The sequence below is a fragment of the Candidatus Methanoperedens sp. BLZ2 genome (assembly GCF_002487355.1).
Taxonomy (GTDB): Archaea; Halobacteriota; Methanosarcinia; order Methanosarcinales; family Methanoperedenaceae; genus Methanoperedens.
Window position 1 is genome coordinate 50,054 of record NZ_NTMG01000017.1, and the last position, 17,841, is coordinate 67,894.

19 protein-coding genes and 1 pseudogene are annotated in these 17,841 nt (G+C 43.9%); 13 read left to right on the top strand and 7 right to left on the bottom strand.

The genetic code is table 11. The features are described 5' to 3' along the window. Window positions 1–96: 96 nt before the first annotated feature. From CL181_RS01320 to CL181_RS01375, 12 genes and pseudogenes are all read left to right on the top strand, one after another. Window positions 97–1,125: a (Fe-S)-binding protein gene (locus tag CL181_RS01320; RefSeq protein ID WP_097297440.1), complete on the top strand. Its 1,029-nt coding sequence runs from the start codon at window positions 97–99 to the stop codon at window positions 1,123–1,125. Next, on the top strand, window positions 1,122–1,688 hold the full coding sequence (locus CL181_RS01325; RefSeq protein ID WP_097297441.1) for a 4Fe-4S dicluster domain-containing protein: 567 nt from the start codon (window positions 1,122–1,124) through the stop codon (window positions 1,686–1,688). Before CL181_RS01320 ends, CL181_RS01325 begins: the two co-directional genes overlap by 4 nt. Continuing rightward, window positions 1,685–2,611, top strand: coding sequence for a CoB--CoM heterodisulfide reductase iron-sulfur subunit B family protein (locus CL181_RS01330; RefSeq protein WP_097297442.1), 927 nt, complete (start codon window positions 1,685–1,687; stop codon window positions 2,609–2,611). The genes CL181_RS01325 and CL181_RS01330 overlap by 4 nt, the downstream gene beginning before the upstream one ends. Then, window positions 2,608–5,667, top strand: coding sequence for an FAD-dependent oxidoreductase (locus CL181_RS01335; RefSeq protein WP_097297443.1), 3,060 nt, complete (start codon window positions 2,608–2,610; stop codon window positions 5,665–5,667). The genes CL181_RS01330 and CL181_RS01335 overlap by 4 nt, the downstream gene beginning before the upstream one ends. Then, window positions 5,664–6,104: pseudogene (locus CL181_RS01340) on the top strand (hydrogenase iron-sulfur subunit); the annotation flags it as partial. The gene CL181_RS01335 and the pseudogene CL181_RS01340, both read left to right, overlap by 4 nt. A gap of 217 nt (window positions 6,105–6,321) precedes the next feature. Then, entirely contained in the window at window positions 6,322–8,283 is a 1,962-nt protein-coding gene (locus CL181_RS01345) for a CoB--CoM heterodisulfide reductase iron-sulfur subunit A family protein (protein WP_097297515.1), read from the top strand. Further along, window positions 8,280–8,744, top strand: coding sequence for a hypothetical protein (locus CL181_RS01350; RefSeq protein WP_097297445.1), 465 nt, complete (start codon window positions 8,280–8,282; stop codon window positions 8,742–8,744). Before CL181_RS01345 ends, CL181_RS01350 begins: the two co-directional genes overlap by 4 nt. Continuing rightward, window positions 8,741–9,208 carry a hydrogenase iron-sulfur subunit gene (locus CL181_RS01355; protein WP_097297446.1) on the top strand — a complete coding sequence of 156 codons (468 nt, stop codon included), beginning with the start codon at window positions 8,741–8,743 and terminating at the stop codon, window positions 9,206–9,208. The genes CL181_RS01350 and CL181_RS01355 overlap by 4 nt, the downstream gene beginning before the upstream one ends. Beyond that, window positions 9,208–10,362 carry a Coenzyme F420 hydrogenase/dehydrogenase, beta subunit C-terminal domain gene (locus CL181_RS01360; RefSeq protein ID WP_097297447.1) on the top strand — a complete coding sequence of 385 codons (1,155 nt, stop codon included), beginning with the start codon at window positions 9,208–9,210 and terminating at the stop codon, window positions 10,360–10,362. The genes CL181_RS01355 and CL181_RS01360 overlap by 1 nt, the downstream gene beginning before the upstream one ends. Beyond that, window positions 10,355–10,561, top strand: coding sequence for a hypothetical protein (locus CL181_RS01365; protein ID WP_097297448.1), 207 nt, complete (start codon window positions 10,355–10,357; stop codon window positions 10,559–10,561). The genes CL181_RS01360 and CL181_RS01365 overlap by 8 nt, the downstream gene beginning before the upstream one ends. After that, the gene (locus CL181_RS01370; protein ID WP_097297449.1) at window positions 10,558–11,970 is read left to right on the top strand and encodes a hypothetical protein; all 1,413 of its coding nucleotides are present in this window, start codon (window positions 10,558–10,560) and stop codon (window positions 11,968–11,970) included. Before CL181_RS01365 ends, CL181_RS01370 begins: the two co-directional genes overlap by 4 nt. A gap of 5 nt (window positions 11,971–11,975) precedes the next feature. After that, a complete protein-coding gene (locus tag CL181_RS01375; protein WP_097297450.1) occupies window positions 11,976–12,242 on the top strand; it encodes a hypothetical protein in 267 nt (88 codons plus the stop codon). 65 nt (window positions 12,243–12,307) lie between these two features. Here CL181_RS01375 and CL181_RS01380 read toward each other — a convergent pair whose 3' ends face one another. Genes CL181_RS01380 through CL181_RS01395 form a run of 4 tightly spaced genes read right to left on the bottom strand, consistent with a single transcriptional unit; the run spans window position 12,308 to window position 14,153 of the window. Continuing rightward, window positions 12,308–12,649: a CGGC domain-containing protein gene (locus CL181_RS01380; protein ID WP_097297451.1), complete on the bottom strand. Its 342-nt coding sequence runs from the start codon at window positions 12,647–12,649 to the stop codon at window positions 12,308–12,310. Continuing rightward, window positions 12,649–12,900 (bottom strand): hypothetical protein, encoded by a 252-nt coding sequence (locus CL181_RS01385; protein ID WP_097297452.1) that lies wholly within the window; start codon window positions 12,898–12,900, stop codon window positions 12,649–12,651. The genes CL181_RS01380 and CL181_RS01385 overlap by 1 nt, the downstream gene beginning before the upstream one ends. Window positions 12,901–12,906: 6 nt before the next feature. Continuing rightward, window positions 12,907–13,902, bottom strand: coding sequence for a 4Fe-4S binding protein (locus CL181_RS01390; RefSeq protein WP_097297453.1), 996 nt, complete (start codon window positions 13,900–13,902; stop codon window positions 12,907–12,909). Beyond that, a complete protein-coding gene (locus CL181_RS01395) occupies window positions 13,899–14,153 on the bottom strand; it encodes a sulfurtransferase TusA family protein (RefSeq protein ID WP_217993053.1) in 255 nt (84 codons plus the stop codon). Before CL181_RS01395 ends, CL181_RS01390 begins: the two co-directional genes overlap by 4 nt. 388 nt (window positions 14,154–14,541) lie before the next feature. Here CL181_RS01395 and CL181_RS01400 point away from each other — a divergent pair, with 388 nt between their 5' ends. Then, window positions 14,542–14,871 carry a carboxymuconolactone decarboxylase family protein gene (locus tag CL181_RS01400; RefSeq protein ID WP_097297454.1) on the top strand — a complete coding sequence of 110 codons (330 nt, stop codon included), beginning with the start codon at window positions 14,542–14,544 and terminating at the stop codon, window positions 14,869–14,871. Between the two features lie 73 nt (window positions 14,872–14,944). Here the strand turns inward: CL181_RS01400 and bioD are convergent, their stop codons facing one another. The 3 genes from bioD to CL181_RS01415 are packed head-to-tail and all read right to left on the bottom strand — an operon-like array spanning window position 14,945 to window position 17,839. Then, on the bottom strand, window positions 14,945–15,721 hold the full coding sequence (gene bioD / locus CL181_RS01405; RefSeq protein ID WP_097297455.1) for a dethiobiotin synthase: 777 nt from the start codon (window positions 15,719–15,721) through the stop codon (window positions 14,945–14,947). Continuing rightward, window positions 15,684–16,838 (bottom strand): 8-amino-7-oxononanoate synthase, encoded by a 1,155-nt coding sequence (gene bioF / locus CL181_RS01410; RefSeq protein ID WP_217993055.1) that lies wholly within the window; start codon window positions 16,836–16,838, stop codon window positions 15,684–15,686. Before bioF ends, bioD begins: the two co-directional genes overlap by 38 nt. Continuing rightward, a complete protein-coding gene (locus tag CL181_RS01415) occupies window positions 16,835–17,839 on the bottom strand; it encodes a saccharopine dehydrogenase-like oxidoreductase (protein ID WP_097297457.1) in 1,005 nt (334 codons plus the stop codon). The genes bioF and CL181_RS01415 overlap by 4 nt, the downstream gene beginning before the upstream one ends. Window positions 17,840–17,841 lie beyond the last annotated feature (2 nt).

A 17,841-nucleotide genomic window follows, 5' to 3' on the forward strand; every position in this document is an offset into this window, starting at 1 on the left:
TGACATTGTATCCTCATGAATTCAAGTATTAATTGAGGATGAAATTCTATCGAAATTTATGAACATTTAACCAGAAGTAACGATGGTGGATACGAAATGAGTAACGTACAATCTTGTTATCAGTGCGGCAAATGCACATCCATATGCCCAATGCGCCGGGTTTCGAAGACCTCACCACGCAGTTCAATATATAATGCCAGTGTGTATGGGCTTGAAACGAAAGACATCTGGACATGCCTGACATGCGGCCTCTGTCCGATCGAATGCCCGCAGCAGGTGGATTTCCTTGGCTTTATACGTGAAGAGAGGAATGGGAAACAGCCTCTGGATATTGCTCATCTTGGTGTTTTTACGGAAATGGCGGAATTGAGCTCAAAACTGAACAGGAACATTCCCGATAAAACATCAGACTCGAAATATGGATTCTTTCCAGGATGTGTGGACTCACTCGACCTGTTCCTTCACGATGTAAAAACCAATTTCGGGGAAATTACCACATCGTCACTCAAGCTTCTTGATAAACTGGGTATAAAACCGCAGGTCATGAACATGAAATGCTGCGGTCATGATGTTCTATGGCAAGGGAAAAAAGATGTTTTCGATAGGTTAAAGAATTATAATAAGAAATCTATCAAAGAAAGCGGCATTGATACCCTTGTCACAAGCTGCGCAGAATGTTACCGCACATTTTCGAAGGATTATGACATCGGAATAAAAGTCGTTCATACATCGCAACTCTATGATAAGCTTGGAATGAAGATCAATAAGCAAGTTACCTACCATGACCCATGCAGGCTTGGCAGGCACATGGGTGTATATGACGCACCGCGAAATGCACTCACTGCAAATGGCGTGATCATAAAAGAGATGGAGCATTCAAAACAAAATGCCCTGTGCTGCGGGGTAAGTAATTTCATGAACTGCAACGAGCAGACAAAGGCGCTTCGCATTGCACGCATGAACGAAGCAGAAGCTACAGGCGCAAAGACCCTGATCACAACATGTTCAAAATGCCTTGCGCATTTTAATTGCCTTAAAACTGAAAAAGATGCAACAAAGAAGTATGATCTTGATATTGTGGACTTAAGCGTATTCCTTGCGCGGCAGCTGGAGGCGGGAAAATGATAAAATCAACTGATCTTGACCCGGATTTTAAATATGAAATATCCAGAGAACCGGGCGGCGAGAATATTAAAAAATGTTTCAACTGCACGGGCTGTACTGTTGGATGTCCGGTCACCGAAATCGATAAAACCTACAACCCGCGAATGATACTTAGAAAAGCCATCCTTGGCATGAGAAAAGAAGTGCTTTCTGATGAGTCACTCTGGCTTTGCGCTTCATGCTATATCTGCTATGAACGATGCCCGCAGGATGTAAAAATAACAGAAGTCATTGGAGCTATACGCGCGATCGCACAGCGCGAGGCAAAAGCCGGCAAGATCAAGCTCACTAATCACAAACCGCTTTTTGATCATCTTTTCATTGACTCGGTCAAGAAGAACGGAAAATGGTATGAAGCAGGTGTGAGCGGCACATTCATGCTAAAGACAAAAGGTATAGGTGGAGCGATCGGTTATGCTCCAATGGGTCTTGAATTGTGGAAAAAAGGGAAATTAAGCATCCTGCCGCATACGATAAAAGGAAAAGGCGAGATCAAGCGCATATTTGAGGGAGTGGAAAAATGAAGCTTGCTTATTATCCTGGATGTACGCTCCACGGAACAGCCCGCGAATACGATGCATCCACAAAAGCAATATGCAAAGCGGCTGGCATTGAGCTTACAGAAATCGATGACTGGAACTGCTGCGGAGCGCTTGAGGCGATTTTTGACAAGGAACTCTCCATGGGCTTATCTGCCCGAAATAATTTCAAGGCTCAAAAAACAGGTCTTGATCTTGTCATCCCATGCAGCATTTGCTCGCATAATCTTTCAAGAGCTGATAAAGCCATGAAAACGGATAGCGGTTTCAGGGAAAAGATCGAAAAAGCGCTCGGTGAAAAATATACTGGTGTAAATATAAAACATCTTCTGGATGTCGTTGTAAATGACATGGGAACAGAAACCATTGCCACGAAATTCAAAAAGTCCCTGAATGGCATAAAAGCAGTCCCATATTACGGCTGCCTTCTTATACGTCCATCAGAGATATGTAAATTCGATAATCCTGAAAATCCCACATCCCTTGATGATATTATTAAGGCGACAGGTGCCGAATGTCTGCCTTTTATCCAGAAAACGAAATGTTGCGGCGGCAATCTTCTGATGAGCAAACAGGATTATGCATTCATTCTCACGAAGAAATTGTTCGACGAAGCAAAAGCCAGAGGTGCTAACTGTATAGTGGTTGCATGCCCAATGTGCCACATGCTGCTTGACGGGCAGCAGGGAATGATCGAAAAAGCCCATAACACGGTGATCGATATGCCAGTGCTTTATTTTACCCAGCTTATCGGACTTGCGATGGGTCTGGGCGAAAAAGAACTTGAACTGGATAAGAACATGGTTTCAGCTTCAAAACTTATTGCATCCATCGGAAAAGAAAAACCAGCTGAGAAAAAGGTAGAGGCAAAAATAGCAACAGCAGTTGAAGCGGAGGCAGCACAATGAAAGGCTCAGTAGCGGTAGTTGGCGGTGGAATAGCGGGAATACAGGCAGCACTTGACCTTGCTGACAGCGGTTTTAAAACTTATCTTATTGAATCAAGACCAAGCATTGGCGGCGTAATGTCCCAGCTTGACAAGACATTCCCTACGAATGATTGCGCCATGTGCATCCTTTCCCCGAAACTTGTGGAGACCGCGCGCCATCCCAATATAGAATTACTCGCATACAGCGATGTCAAGTCCATAACTGGCACAGCCGGTGATTTCAAAGTAAAAGTCGTTAATAAAGCCCGATATGTCGATGAGACAAAATGCACAGGATGCGGATCATGCACTGAAAAATGCCCGTCTAAAGTAGCCGATGAATATAATGCAGGCATGTCAAAGCGTAAATCCATTTATATCCCATTCGCGCAGGCTATACCAAGGGTTGCGACGATCGATGCCGCACATTGCATTTACCTCACAAAAGGCAAATGCGGAGTATGTAAGAAAGTATGCGGCCCAAAAGCTGTTGATTATGAACAAAAGGATAAAGAAGTGGAACTCGATGTTGGCTCAGTGGTGCTCGCTACAGGTTTTAAGCCGTTTGACCCTTCGATCCTGAAACAATACAGGTTCGATCATCCTGATGTCATAACAGCACTCCAGTTCGAGCGCCTGTTGAGCGCAAGCGGCCCCACGCAGGGTCATGTCACGAAACAAACAGACGGGAAAGTCCCGAAAAATATTGCATTCATCCAGTGCGTTGGTTCACGAAATCCCAGGATCGACAGGAAGCACTGCTCTTCAGTGTGCTGCATGTATGCCACCAAGGAATCCATAATCGCAAAAGAGCATGATCCTGAACTTAATATTACCATTTTCCATATCGATATAAGAGCTTATGGCAAGAATTTCGAGGAATTCTATAACAGGGCGCAGAGGGAATACGGTATTAAGTACATCAACTCCCGCCCGTCTGAAGTAACGGTTGGCATAGATAATTCTCTTTCTTTGAAATATGAAGATTTCAATACGGGAGACCTTATAAAAAAGAATTTTGACATGGTTGTTCTCTCCATCGGGCTTGACCCGGCTGATTCGACCCAAGCTCTTGCAAAGTCCTCAGGAATTGCACTTGATGATTTCGGGAATATTGCCACAAGTATCGAAAATCCTGTGGAGACAAGTGTAGCCGGAATATATGTATGCGGTGTGGCGCAGGGTCCCAAGGATATCCCTGACACCGTAGCACAGGCAAGTGCTGCCGCATCAAAGGCCGCCGCCCTGCTCTCCCCGGAACGCGGGACGCTCATTAAGGAACGAAAATTCCCCGATGAGAAAAAACTCTCGATTGAACCGCGCATAGGCGTATTCGTTTGCCACTGCGGAATAAATATCGGAAGTGTTGTAAATGTCCCCAATGTCGTGGAATATGCAAAGACCCTGCCAGGAGTAGCACATGCCCAGGAAATGCTTTATGCATGTTCTTCTGATTCACAGGTCACGATAAAAGACGCCATCTCAAAGAATGATCTTAATCGCGTGGTAGTGGCATCATGCACGCCGCGTACCCATGAACCTTTATTCCAGAACACATGCCGCGAGGCTGGACTTAATCCTTATCTTTTCGAGCTGGCAAATATCCGCGAGCACTGCTCATGGGTGCATTCAAAAGAGAAAGAGAGGGCCACAGAAAAGGCAAAAGGCATAGTCCAGATGGCTGTGGCAAAATCTGCGCTTTTCCAGCCCCTTTACAAGCAAAAAGTCGATCTCATTAACAAAGCGGTAGTACTTGGCGGTGGTGTAGCCGGCATGACCGCTGCGCTTGATATTGCCAATAATGGCTATCATGTGACGCTGATCGAGAAGGAAAAAGAACTTGGCGGAATGCTTCGTGAAATGATGGAATTATACGATGGCAAAAAACCTGCCGATGTGCTAAAAGAACTGATAGGCAAAGTGAGCGGGAACAAGAATATTAAGATCATAAACGAGGCAAAACTGATCAAGGTCGAAGGTTATCTTGGCAATTTCAAAGGAACTATTCTTGCAGGTGGAAAGGAACTACCAGTTGATTTTGGCGCGGCTGTGGTTGCGACTGGCGCCCTTAACCTTGAGCCTTCGGGATTATTCGAGTATGGAAAAGATCCACGCGTTGTTACGCAGGCGCAACTTGAGAAAATGCTGGGAAAGAGTATCAGCGCTAAAAATGTAACAATGATCCAGTGTGTGGGAGCGCGCAGCAGAGAACGAGAATATTGTGGCCGCACATGCTGCGTTGATGCTGTCAAGAATGCGATAAGGATAAAGAAAGCAAACAGCAGCACAAACGTCTATGTTCTTTACCGTGACATGAGAACATACGGTGTGATGGAGAAGCTCTATGAGACTGCAAGAGACCTTGGCGTTGTTTTCATTAAATACGAACCTGAGAAACTGCCAAAATTGCAAAACGAGTCGGTAATCGTTCATGATGCCATGCTTAACCTGGATATTGAGTTAGCATCAGACCTCATCGTTTTGAGTACACCTCTTGTCGCAGGTGAGAATAAGGAGATCAACGAGCTCTTTAAGATCCCTCTTGATAAGAACAAATTCTTCCTTGAAGCTCATCCCAAATTGCGTCCAGTTGATTTTGCAACGGACGGCGTATTCCTGTGCGGCAGTGCCCAGGCGCCAAAGCTTATCGAGGAAGCAATATCGCAGGCAAGCGCAGCAGCGTCGCGTGCGTGCACGATCCTGTCACGCAAATTCATCGAGACAGAGGGCGCCATATCAGTAGTTAATGAAGCAAAATGCATCGGATGTGGCACATGCGTTACGGTTTGTCCTTATAATGCCCCTTCATTGTATGATGTGACCGTAAAAGTGGAGGAAGTCACATATACTACGAAGAAATCAAAAATAAACGCAGCTTCATGCAAGGGCTGCGGTTCATGTGCTGCTGCTTGTCCTGCTGGCGCTATAACCGCTCTGCATTTCTCCTCAAAAGAGATAGGTGAGGCAATAGATGCTTTTGATAAAGGCGTGAAGAGTATTTCGATCGAGAAAAGTGTTGTGGAGGTGACCGTATGAATTCAGGAACAGCTGCTGTTAAGCCCGCACAGGCAGGAAACGGTTGGGAGCCAAATATTCTTGCTTTTTGCTGCAACTGGTGCTCCTATGCTGGGGCAGACCTTGCAGGCGTGAGCAGGTTCCAGTATCCTCCAACTGTTAAGATACTCAGGGTAATGTGTTCAAGCAGGGTTGAACCTGCATTTATTCTGAAAGCGCTAAAAGAAGGAGCTGATGGAGTCCTTATCGCAGGATGCCATATCGGGGACTGCCATTACATAGACGGTAATAAGAATGCAGAGATCAGGATCAATAACACCAAAAAGGCTCTTGTAAAGCTTGGGCTTGATAAGAGGCTCCGGCTTGAGTGGATCTCAGCAAGCGAAGGATTGAGATTTTCAGAAATCATAAAAGATTTTACAGAAGAGATTAAGAAACTCGGAGAAAACCCGGTCAAACATAAGATAGAACCGCAGATTCCGAGTCGCGCCTCGGAAGGGCGCAGACACGTATGCCCCGATGGCATACGTGGATTCCCGCTCCCGAAGGGTAATCGGGACGCAGATGAACGCAGATTTAATGCATCGGCTAACAAGTCAGCGGTTAATGTTCAAGGAAGTGAGTGAAATGAGTGATAATAAAGGTACTGAAAACAAAGGTACTGTTGAAAAAGATATTGAAGAAAAACGGGTCGGTGTGTTCGTATGCGAATGCGGCGTTAATATCGGAGGCGTCGTCAACACAAAAGCGGTAGCGGATTATATTGGAACTTTACATGGCGTTAAGGTTACCTCCGTTAATAAATTTACATGTTCCGATTCAGGGCAGGCTGACATACAGCAGAAGATAAAAGAGCACAACCTCAACCGCGTTGTTGTAGCTGCATGTTCTCCCAAGACGCACGAACCCACTTTCAGGGCCTGTATCGAGCAGATGGGATTGAACCAGTATTTCCTTGAATTCGTAAATATCAGAGACCATTGCTCATGGATCCACATGTGGGAGAAGGAGAAGGCCACTGAGAAGGCAAAAGACCTTGTCAGAATGGGTGTTGAGCGATCAAAGCTGCTTGAACCTCTTCAGGCAAGCGAAGTACCTGTAACTGATAAGGCTCTTGTTATAGGTGCGGGTGTTGCTGGAATGCAGTCAGCGCTTGACCTTGCCGATATGGGTTTCCAGGTTTATCTCGTTGAGAAGGAGCCTTCAATAGGCGGCAGGATGGCGCGCTTTGATAAAGTGTTCCCAACGAACGATTGTTCCATATGCATACTTGGTCCAAAGATGGTGGAAGTAGCAAGGAACAAAAATATTAAGATAATGAGCTATTCAGAAGTGAAAGCTGTGGATGGCTATGTTGGCAATTTCAATGTTAAGATCGAGCATAAACCCAGGTATCTTGATGTCACCAAATGCACGGGCTGTGCCAAGTGCAGTGAGGTCTGCCCGGTCGAAGTGCCATATGACTTTAATGAAGGGCTTGGGACACGAAAAGCCATATTTGTTCCTTTCCCACAGGCTGTCCCTCTTCGCGCCCTTATTGACAAGGAGAATTGCATAAACTGCAAGGCATGTGCAAAAGCGTGCGCAAGCGGAGCAATTAATTATGATATGCAGACAAGTTATACTGATCTGAATGTTGGTGTCATCATAGGAGCGGTGGGCTTTAAGACCTATGACCCTGAACCGCGGCACGATTATGGATACGGGTTATATGACAACATTATTACTGCCATGGAATTTGAGCGACTTCTGAATGCAGCAGGGCCAACTGGCGGCCATGTAGTGCGTCCATCTGATTGCAAAGAACCAATACGCGTAGGATTTGTAAATTGTGTAGGCTCGCGCGATAAAAATACCAACATCTATTGCTCTGGCGTTTGCTGCATGTATACGATAAAGAACGCTCAGCTTCTCAAGGAAAAGCGCCCTGAGACTGACCATACGGTTATGTATATCGATATCAGGACTCCATTTCGGGCATATGAAGAATCATACAACAGGTCGCGAAACCTTGGCGTTAAGTTCCTGCGGGGAAGACCTGTTGAAGTGAAAGAAGACCCTGTTACAAAGAATATCAAAGTAAGGGTTGAGGATACACTTGCAGGTGAAATGCGAAACCTTGAGTTCGATCTCCTGGTGCTGGCTACTGGTATTGTTCCGAATGAAGGGATAGGCCAGATACAGCAATTATTGAAATTATCAAAAGCAGCAGATGGACTGCTCATGGAAGCGCATCCCAAGCTCAAGCCCGTTGATACTACCATAGATGGCGTCTACCTTGCAGGCTGTGCCTCAGGTCCAAAAGATATACCATATGCGGTATCCCAGGGCAGCGCATGCGCAGGACGGGCAACAATTCTTCTTAAGAACAAGAAAGCCATAACAGAAGGCATCACAGCAGTTGTAGAACCTGATGTTTGCGTGGGATGCCAGGTATGCGTACCCATGTGCCCGTTCCAGGCAATAAAGTTTGATGAAAAAGAAAATAAAGCGAACGTAGTCAAAGCATTGTGTAAGGGCTGTGGAACGTGCGTTGCAGCATGCCCGACTGGCGCGCTTGAGCAAAGCCACTTCAAGAATAACCAGCTGCTTGCGCAGATCAAGAACGTGTTTAAGTTCCAGGAGGTGGCAGCATGAGCGCGTTTATTATTCCTGTAGGCCAAGAGACTTCGAATCCGAGTTTACTAAACGTTGCTGACCATATCGAACATATGAAAGCAAATAATAAAGTTTTTTGGAATGTTGGTTTTCCAGGTGCTTCAATGTCAGTAATTCGAAAATCCCCTTGGAAATATGATGATATATCTACAGGATATTTTTATATTTACAAAACCAAAAAGATTTCTTATGAATTTGAAATTGATTATGTTAAACAAATAATGGAACTGGATTTTCCAAACATACAACAATATGTCCCAAAATTTAGATTAAAATTTTTTGAGCCTATATCGTCTAAATACTCGCCAAATGATTATGCCTTTTTACTCAATAAAATCACTCCTTTACAACCTATGAAAAATCTAAATCATTTTAGGCTTTTAAAAAGTGGAAAACCTGTTAAGAAAATTAGATACTATGCGATCGTGGAGGATTTATGAACAAAGAACAAGGTTCAATTAATTCTTTAAACGTCTCAACAACCAACGGTTGGGAACCCAAGATCGTGGCCTTCTGCTGCAACTGGTGTTCATACGGAGGCGCGGACAGCGCGGGTATGGGAAGATTCCAGCAGCCGGCATCAACGAGGATTATACGAGTGATGTGTTCGGGAAGAATAGACCCGTTGCATGTGTTCAATGCCTTCCTTGAAGGTGCTGATGCAGTTCTTGTCACAGGCTGTCATATTGGCGACTGCCATTATGTTAACGGGAATGATAAGACGAAGATAAAATACAAATATCTTGAAAACGTGGTTCACGAGCTTGGTATTGAAAAAGAGAGGCTTCAGCTCAACTGGATATCGGCAAGCGAAGGCGAGAAATTCGCCAATTTTATCCGCGATGTCACAGCGCAGATAAAGAAACTTGGCCCAAGTCCATTGAAACCTGAGGGGGTGGCGTAATGGAAAAGGGAGAGATGTATGTTGGATGGTCAACAAAAGAAGACGTGAGAAAGCGCGGAGGCTCTGGAGGTCTAGTAACTTCAATGCTGGCAGCGGCGCTTGATAAGAAGCTTGTGGATGCTGTTGTCGTTTTGAAGAAGATAAATGAATTTGAAGCTGTTCCAATAATTACTTCTGATATTAATGAAGTCCTGAACTCAGCAGGTTCCCTGCATTCTGTCCCAAGTCACTTTGCAAAGCTGATCGCGAACAGGAACCTCAAAGTCGCTCTTCCTGCCAAAGGATGCGATGTTCGGGGAATAATCGAGCAGGGAAAGCGCAATGCAATAAATCTTGATAATACTTTCATCGTTGGATTGAACTGCGGCGGGTCAATGCATCCTGCTGTCACACGCAAGATGCTTGAAGTGATGTATAAGATCAAGCCTGAAGATGTCCACGGTGAAGAGATCGAGAAGGGAAAACTTATCTTTAAGACAAAAAACGGGAAAGAACATGCAATAACCATTGATGAACTTGAGGAGAAGGTATTCGGAAGGCGCGAGAGCTGCCGCTATTGTACGATAAAGGTACCAAACAATTCTGATATCGCATGTGGCAACTGGGGCGTTACAGGAGACCTTGTGGGAAAAGCCACATTCGTGGAGATCAACTCTGAAAAAGGCGCAAAACTCCTCCAGAATGCGATTGATGCTGGATATGTGCAGGTGCAAAAGCCTGATGATAAAGGTATTGCAATGCGCGCCAAGATCAAAGGGGTGATGGAAGACCTTGGCAAGAAATGGAAAGGCAAAGTATTTGTCCCGATCGAGAATGGAAGACTTGAATATTTCAGGAAAGAGCTTGAGCACTGCATCGACTGCGGCGCATGCAAGACAGTTTGCCCGACGTGCTCGTGCGGTGAAGTTTCAAAGTGCACAGATTATCATTCCAGAAGCGATGCTTATAAGATGTCGATGTATCATCTCGTTCGCTTCCTGCATCTTGCAGATGCATGTATAGGATGCGGGCAGTGCAGTGACGTATGCCCGGTTGATATCCCGCTTACAAGATTATACAGGAGGTTTGCAAATCCTGTGCAGGAGCAGTTAAAATATGAGCCAGGGATGGATATGCGAAAGCCTCCCTATTTCGAGGTGAAGTTAAATGAGTGAAGATTTTAATTTAAACAGTAAAAATAAGCCGCAGAAGAACCCTGATGAACTCGGATGCAGGCTGGATTTATTTTCATCTCTGGGAAAAGGGATGTTAGCTACGGAGGCTATGAGAAACGCTCCCGGATTAACTCCTGTGCATTTTGTTAATGAGACTCGTCCTCTGGGAAGATTTACAAAAGAGGGGTATTTAAGATGAGCGATGTTTATTCAACAATATGTCCTGGCTGCAATTTCGGCTGCGGCCTCTATATCCGCAAAAATGCCGATTTGGCAGTTGATTTCAGAAAATCATCGCCTGCCAATGCCGGAAAACTGTGCAGGTTTGGAGTGAGCCTTCCAAGGTTCTTTGGACCTGTAAAATCGACCGTAGATGGCAAAAAAATAACGCTTGACAATGCTGCAAAGGAAGCAGCAAAGAGAATTTTAGCAAATAAGGATTCTGTTGCATTTCTTTCATCAGGCAATACCACATGTGAAGAGCTTCTTGCATTCCAGAAGATCGCCGAATCATATTTATGCACAGGAGTAAATTTTGAAGCGCTTCCGAAGGATACATACCAGACGATCAGCGTAGGAATTCCGTACAGCGAGATCGAGGCCGCAAAACATATTGTGCTTTTTATTGACCCGTACGAGCAGTATCCTCTGATCGTACGGCGCTTGCTTTCTGCAAAGAACAAAGGTGCTAAAATCACAGCAGTCTGGTGGAAAGACCTGCCGCTGGCAGATGAGAACATCAGACTGAAAGATACCTCAAAACTTACACTCACAAAAGACTCACTCATTATTGCTGATTTCCATCCGTTTTCGGATATGGAGCAGGTAAAGAATGTGCTTTCACTTGCAAAGAACAGCGGTACAAAAATAACATTCCTCAAACCTTTTGCGAATTCAACTGGCGCATATATACTGTCAAAGGATGCAAAACAAAAATCCCTGGCACAACTCGTTGATGATATTAATAAAGGAACGATAAAGACGCTTTTTGCTCTTGAATCCGATCCGTCGGTGTTGATACCCCCTGAGACTCTTTCAAAGCTCACGAACCTGATAATCCAGACAGGCCAGGCAGTCTCTGCAAAAGCTAATATCGTGATAGCCCATGAGCCGCTTTATAAGAAAAAAGGTACGCTCATAAATAATGAAGGGAGGATGCAGGCTCTTGGCGGCAGCGGGATAAACGGGCTTTACGTGCTTGGGACCATTGTAGGCGCCAAATTTGATTTCAATGAACTTCATGAATCTGTAAAGAAAGCGATCGGCATTACGGAAATTGATGAATTTACCGTACCGAAATACGAGAGACCCGGATACGGTGCAATACAGGCAGCGCCGAAGGCATTGGAGGCTAAGCCAGTTCTTATTGATGTGTATAATCCTTTCACGTGGTTCAACCTTGCCGATGACAATGATTTCGTAGAATTGAATTTGAACACAGTCAGGGCGCTAAAGCTATTAAAAGGCGGGACGTTAAAGATAAAATCAAACGGAAACGTTGTTGAAAAGAGATTCAAGGTTGCGCCTGTCCAGGATAATATTTTGCTTACAGGAAACAGGTTCGGGATAGAGAAGGGAATTATTACGCCTGTTGAGATTTCGAGGTGATAGGAATGGCAGAAGAAGTAGAGAAAGGAGTCAAAACAGAAGAGGCAGTTCCTGAACCAAGGCCGGAAGCAAAGAAAGAATCTGACCTTAGCAAGGAATTCGTGGATGGCATTATGGCAGAGATGAGCTTAAAAGGCGCATCAAAGAAGAGGCTTATCAGGACGTTGGCCGAGCAGTTCAATTTCGATAAGCAGAAGGTCATGTTCAGGCTCAAGCGGGCGCTGATCACGGAGAGGTATGCGGCAGTAATCAGTAGTGAGCATTTAATATAGGACTTAAGCAATTGAACTTAAAGTTCAATAAAGTTAGACATTTTGCATTGTGTATTAAGAATCTCTCAATGGTGCGTTCCATCCACAACTTTCACGCCTTTTTTAAGTATCATCTGCCTGATCTCATCTATATGAGGGCATTTGGGATAACCCCCTTCCATGAGCATACATGAACTCAGGTGAACTACATCCACGCCATGTTTGAGAAGGCTATCCACAAGCCTGAAGACTCGTCTTCCAGGGCAGCCTCCACAGGTGAAAAAACCGATAATCTCAGCTTCACCGTAATCGCTAAAATGAACTTTCCTTTTGTTGAATGCCTTGAAACATGCCATGCCTGGGCAGGTCTCACTTACGATGTCGCATCTGACAATTGCGATCTTTGTGGTCTTTTCATCCTTTTTCATTATTGTAAGGACTCTGAACTCAGAATAAAACCATTTCTCTCCAATTCAAAAAGAATTGAATGTATATCATCAGATGAGATTATTTTTATTTCAAATAATGTTTTTCCCATAGGTATGTGAACAAAAGGGATGTTGTATCTTCTTATCAAGTCTGATAACATCGTTAACTTATCTGCTTCCCACTGCCCATCTTTCCCAAGGAGATGGAGAGTGACTCCATCCTGATTTTTATATGCTTTGACTTTATACATACTTCCTCACTCAAAGTGGATCTCATTTTTATATGGCATTTTTGGAGCCGGGAGCAGTTTCTTATCAAACTTAATTCTTAATTCGCAAATAAAATTATCCCATTGTTCAGGCATTCTCAGAATATCCCCGATCCGCAAAGTTCCACATGTTTTGCCTGCTTTTTCGTACCATTTTATAATCGCTTCAATGAACTCCGGAATATCTTCATCGCTCACAAACTCGGCTATTTTGCAACCCACGACAGGATGTCTTCCATGCTTTCCACCGATGCGGATAATCCAGCCCTTTCTCTCTTCCTGCCATGAATCTGTCGGGCACGAGCGGATACAGTCTCCGCAATAAAGACATTTTTGAGCGTAAAATACAGGTTTTCCGCTCTCAGGATCGCTCTCTATCGCCCCTTCCCTGCAAGCACTGGCGCAAATGCGGCATCCAATGCATAGTTCATCAACCCATTTGGGTTCGACAGCACCCTGAAAACCAAGGTCGTTTTCAGAAGTGCGGGCGCAATCTATGGGGCATCCTGAAAATGAGATCTTAAATTTATGGGGCATTGGATGTGCAAAGAATTTTTCATTTACAACTTCTGCCATTTTTTGTGTATCCATGATGCCGTTTGGATTATACTCACAGCCGGAACATGCTGTGGGCACCCTGACCCGCCTGCCGCAAGAGGCAATCTTCTGATCAGCTACTGATAGCTCCTCATTTAATTTTTTAAAATCATGATAATCAACATACGGTAATTCAATAGACTGCCTGACAGAAAGATGTACATAGTCTCCGGCATATTTTTTTGCTACTTCTAAAATTTTCTCAAGCTTTGAAAGTGGGACCCTGCCTCCTGGGCAGCGAAGTCTGACCGTGAACAAATCTTTTTGCGTTTGCTTGATCAGACCCCCGGATTTGAGAGTATTGAAATCTATGTCCCCCGTTTTCCCTTCAACTTCCGTATCTACTTTTACTTTATTGCTTTTATCTTTTACAGATTTATCTATCATTTCAAACCACCTCCATTTTTCCTTACTAGAAGTTTATAGCAGCCCTCAGGAATCTTTTCAACTTTTACTACCTTGTGCCCTTCTTTTTTTATCGAACGTGGCACATTTTGCATCGGTTCTCCTTCGTCAAGAACTATTTCTAAAATACCATCGTTTTCAATTTCTTTCATTTTCAGCTTAATCTGAACAACATTAATAGGGCACATCACTCCTCTGAGATCCAACTGGCTGGAAACCATATCTTCTACCATTTATTCACCTTTTTATTTTCTTTATATTGCACGGTATCAATCCTAGATATTTACTAATTTTTTATAACTAAAAATTGATGATGGGCCAGAAGCTTACGCATCATCATGAATCTATAGAGGCTTTTACATTGATGTGATTATATTGACAATGTTTATAGTTTTTTATCAACCTCTGTGGTTCTATTTCAATCGTTTATATCTTATTAACTTAAGAATTTAACCGCTATCAACTATAATCTAAAATGTGATCTATAGCTATTGAATATAGCCACTTGCAACCAGTGCATCGACTATGAACAAAATTATTTGACTGTAAGGATACGCTGGCTTATTGAGCAGAAATCTTTAATAGGAAAGGACTCACTCACGTAATTAAGGAGAGCAGGAAATGAAGAAATTCTCAGATGCACTCACATCCTTTATTGAAAAGTACCCAGAGGTCTGGGAAGCACATGAAAAAACAGGCAACCTGATACATACCAGTGGACCCCTTGATAAAAAGACATGCCATCTAATACAGCTTGGTATGGCAGCATCAGCCCAGTTGCACGGCGCAGTTCGCTCGCATGTCACTCAAGCCTTTGAGGCAGGAGCCACACCAGAGGAGATATATCATACCATCTTGCTAACCCTTAACACGGTAGGCTTCCCGAAAATGATAATGACCTATAGCTGGGTCAGAGAACTCCTTGAAAGGTTAGAGAACGAAGAGCACTAGCGCAAACTGGTGCTCTTGATGCGTGCATCTATCTCAATCGATCTCCTGATGCATCATAAGACTGGTATCAATTTTAAGAGGAGAGGATATAGTGTATATCGTTATGGATGAAGTCAATAATTCGACCTACATCCACATTCTTCTCCATAAGAGATACGATATTTCCAGGCACACCTCTTTCTGAACAGACATCCGGGTCATTTGGAATAATTGCCAATATGGGGATACTTGTCAGGTCAGTTATAATTCCTGGATTTTTCTCTTCCACAAAACCGCCCCTGTAATCGTTAATTATTACTCCGATTATTTTTATCCCTGATCTTTTCGCATATTCGATAGTGAGAAATGTATGATTTATGGTCCCAAGACCTGCCCGTGCTACGATAATGGCTGGGATATCCATGTATTTTATCAGATCCGATATCAAGAATCTCTTTTTTACAGGAACGGCAATACCACCTGCTCCTTCAACTATCACAATATCATGTCTTTTTTCAAGTTCTTGGAAGGCGTTCTTAATAATTTCAAAGTCAATGTTCTTTCCTTCGATTTCCGCCGCGATCCCTGGCGCCATCGCTTCTTTTAGAAGATAGGGACAGACAAGCTCCATTTCATCATTGACTTCCATCACTTTTTTCATGAATTCAATATCCGGGGAATAAAGTTTGCCATTTTTGATTCCTGCCCCGCTCTGCACAGCTTTCATAACGCCAACACTGTATCCTTTATTTTTTAGGGCGCCTGCAAGTCCTGCCGCAATTACAGTTTTTCCGATATTGGTGTCGGTTCCTGTTATGAATATCCCGGTCATATCACAAGTTGAATTTTTCTTTAACTTTTCGAATGGCAATGAGGGCTTCGCTTATATCCTGCCTGCTATGTGTCGCCATCAATGTAGTTCGTATCCTGCCTTTGCCTTCAGGCACTGTGGGCGGTCTGATTCCCTGGACAAAAATTCCCAGTTTGTCAAGCTCTAATGCAGCTTTGAGGGTCGTCTCCGTATCCCCGGTTATTAAAGGAATGATCTGGGTTTCACTCTGAATATCAAATCCCGCATCGATAAGCCCTTTTTTATAAATTGCAATATTCTCCCATAATTTTCTTGCAGGATTTTCTTTTCTGATAATATCTATGGCAGTACTGGCAGCAGCGACATCAGGCGGTGAAAGTGCAGTTGAGAATATGAATGAACGTGATATATTGCGAAGATAATCGATAAGCTCGCTATTTCCTGCGATATATCCCCCTGAACTTGCAAGCGCTTTGCTAAGAGTGCCCATGTTTATATCAGGTTCGACATTAAAATAATCCCCTGTACCCCTGCAATGTTCTCCAAGAATACCAGTAGCGTGGGCATCATCAACCATGACTATTGCATCGAACTTTTCTGCAACTTCAATGATTTCAGGAAGAGGCGCAATATCGCCATCCATGCTAAAGACACCATCTGTCACTATGAGTTTTTTATTATTCTTTGAAGCGCGAAGTTCCTTTGCGATATATGTGACATCCCTGTGGGGAAAGACTTTCACATCTGCGCGGCTCAGCCTGCACCCATCGATAATGCTTGCATGGTTGAGTTCATCGCTAAGGATCATGTCGCCATTTGTCATCAATGCGGATATCGTTCCGATATTTGCCATGTATCCAGAGCTAAAAACAATTGCATCTTCAGTCCCTTTAAAATCTGCAATTTTCTCTTCCAGGCTATCGTAGAGGTCGGTGTTCCCTGTCGTTAGTCGTGAGCCTCCGGCGCCAGACCCATATTTTTCGATAGATTCGATCGAGGATCTTTTTACCTCCGGGTGAGTGGCCAGACCAAGATAATTGTTGGATGAAAGAAGTATGTATTCTCTTCCATCTTTTTTTATCCTTGGGGTCTGTGCGGTTTTTATCGTCCTGAGTTCCCGGTATAATCCTTTACTTTTTATCTCTGCAAGCTCATTTGAGAGCCAATCCATACTCATAGGACGAATCTTGGCATCAGTTCAGCAGAGCCGAATACGCCATATATACCCCTTGTATGGAACTCAAGACCGGCTTTCATCCATCCAAGAGCAGGTCCAACCACATTTGCTGCCATTGTGGTCTCATCGCCAAGGATGAATTTGTGGCTTGAAACCGCACCATCAAAGGTTTTTCCAGTGAGTGTCATCGTTGTGCTTACTGGTTTTCTGGGATTTCGCGTGTCAACTACTCCGCCAACAGTGACTTTTTCACGAGAGACTACCCCGGCCCTTTCAAGAAGCACATCATCCGCATGTTCCATATCGTGCAAGTGTAGAATTCCTTTTCTATTATCAAGCTCATTCTTTATCTCGGCGCAGGTCATGTCCGCAGCTTTTTGAAGGTTAAAACCCTCAAGATGCGCAATATCTTCTCTTATTGTTGCACGATATGATTCCCAGTTTGAAACTCCAACTCCGAAATTGATATCAACGCCTGTTACTTCCATAAAAGAATTCGAAGCTATCGCAGCAGCACATGTCAGTAATCCCGGAGTGGCGCCGGCTCCTGTAATATATGTGATACCTGCATCCTGTAAAACATCATCCAGTCCAAAGATCATTTCAACTGCCTGCGACCGTTTCATGGCATCCACCATCACTCCGTTATAACCCGCATCGGCAAACCTTGATACTATATCGGGGATAAAGCTGTTCGCAAGGTTTGGGAGAGCTAAGAAAATGCCATCGAATTCCTGTGAATTTTCAATGATATGGGTAATAGCGTCATCGGTATTGATACCAATTTCACCGGGCTTTTTAGTCTCAAGAAGCCCTGGATCTATCCCTATAGGATCAATAATATACCCTGTCTTATCAGCTATGGCCGCAAGTCTCATTTCCTTTTTCTTTGCCAGCATTTTTGCTGCTGCCATTCCAAGACCGCCGGCGCCAAGAACGGCGATGTTGGCAGTTTCATTCCTGTTCGATCGTTTCAATTTCAGTACCTGTTGTTGTTTCATAA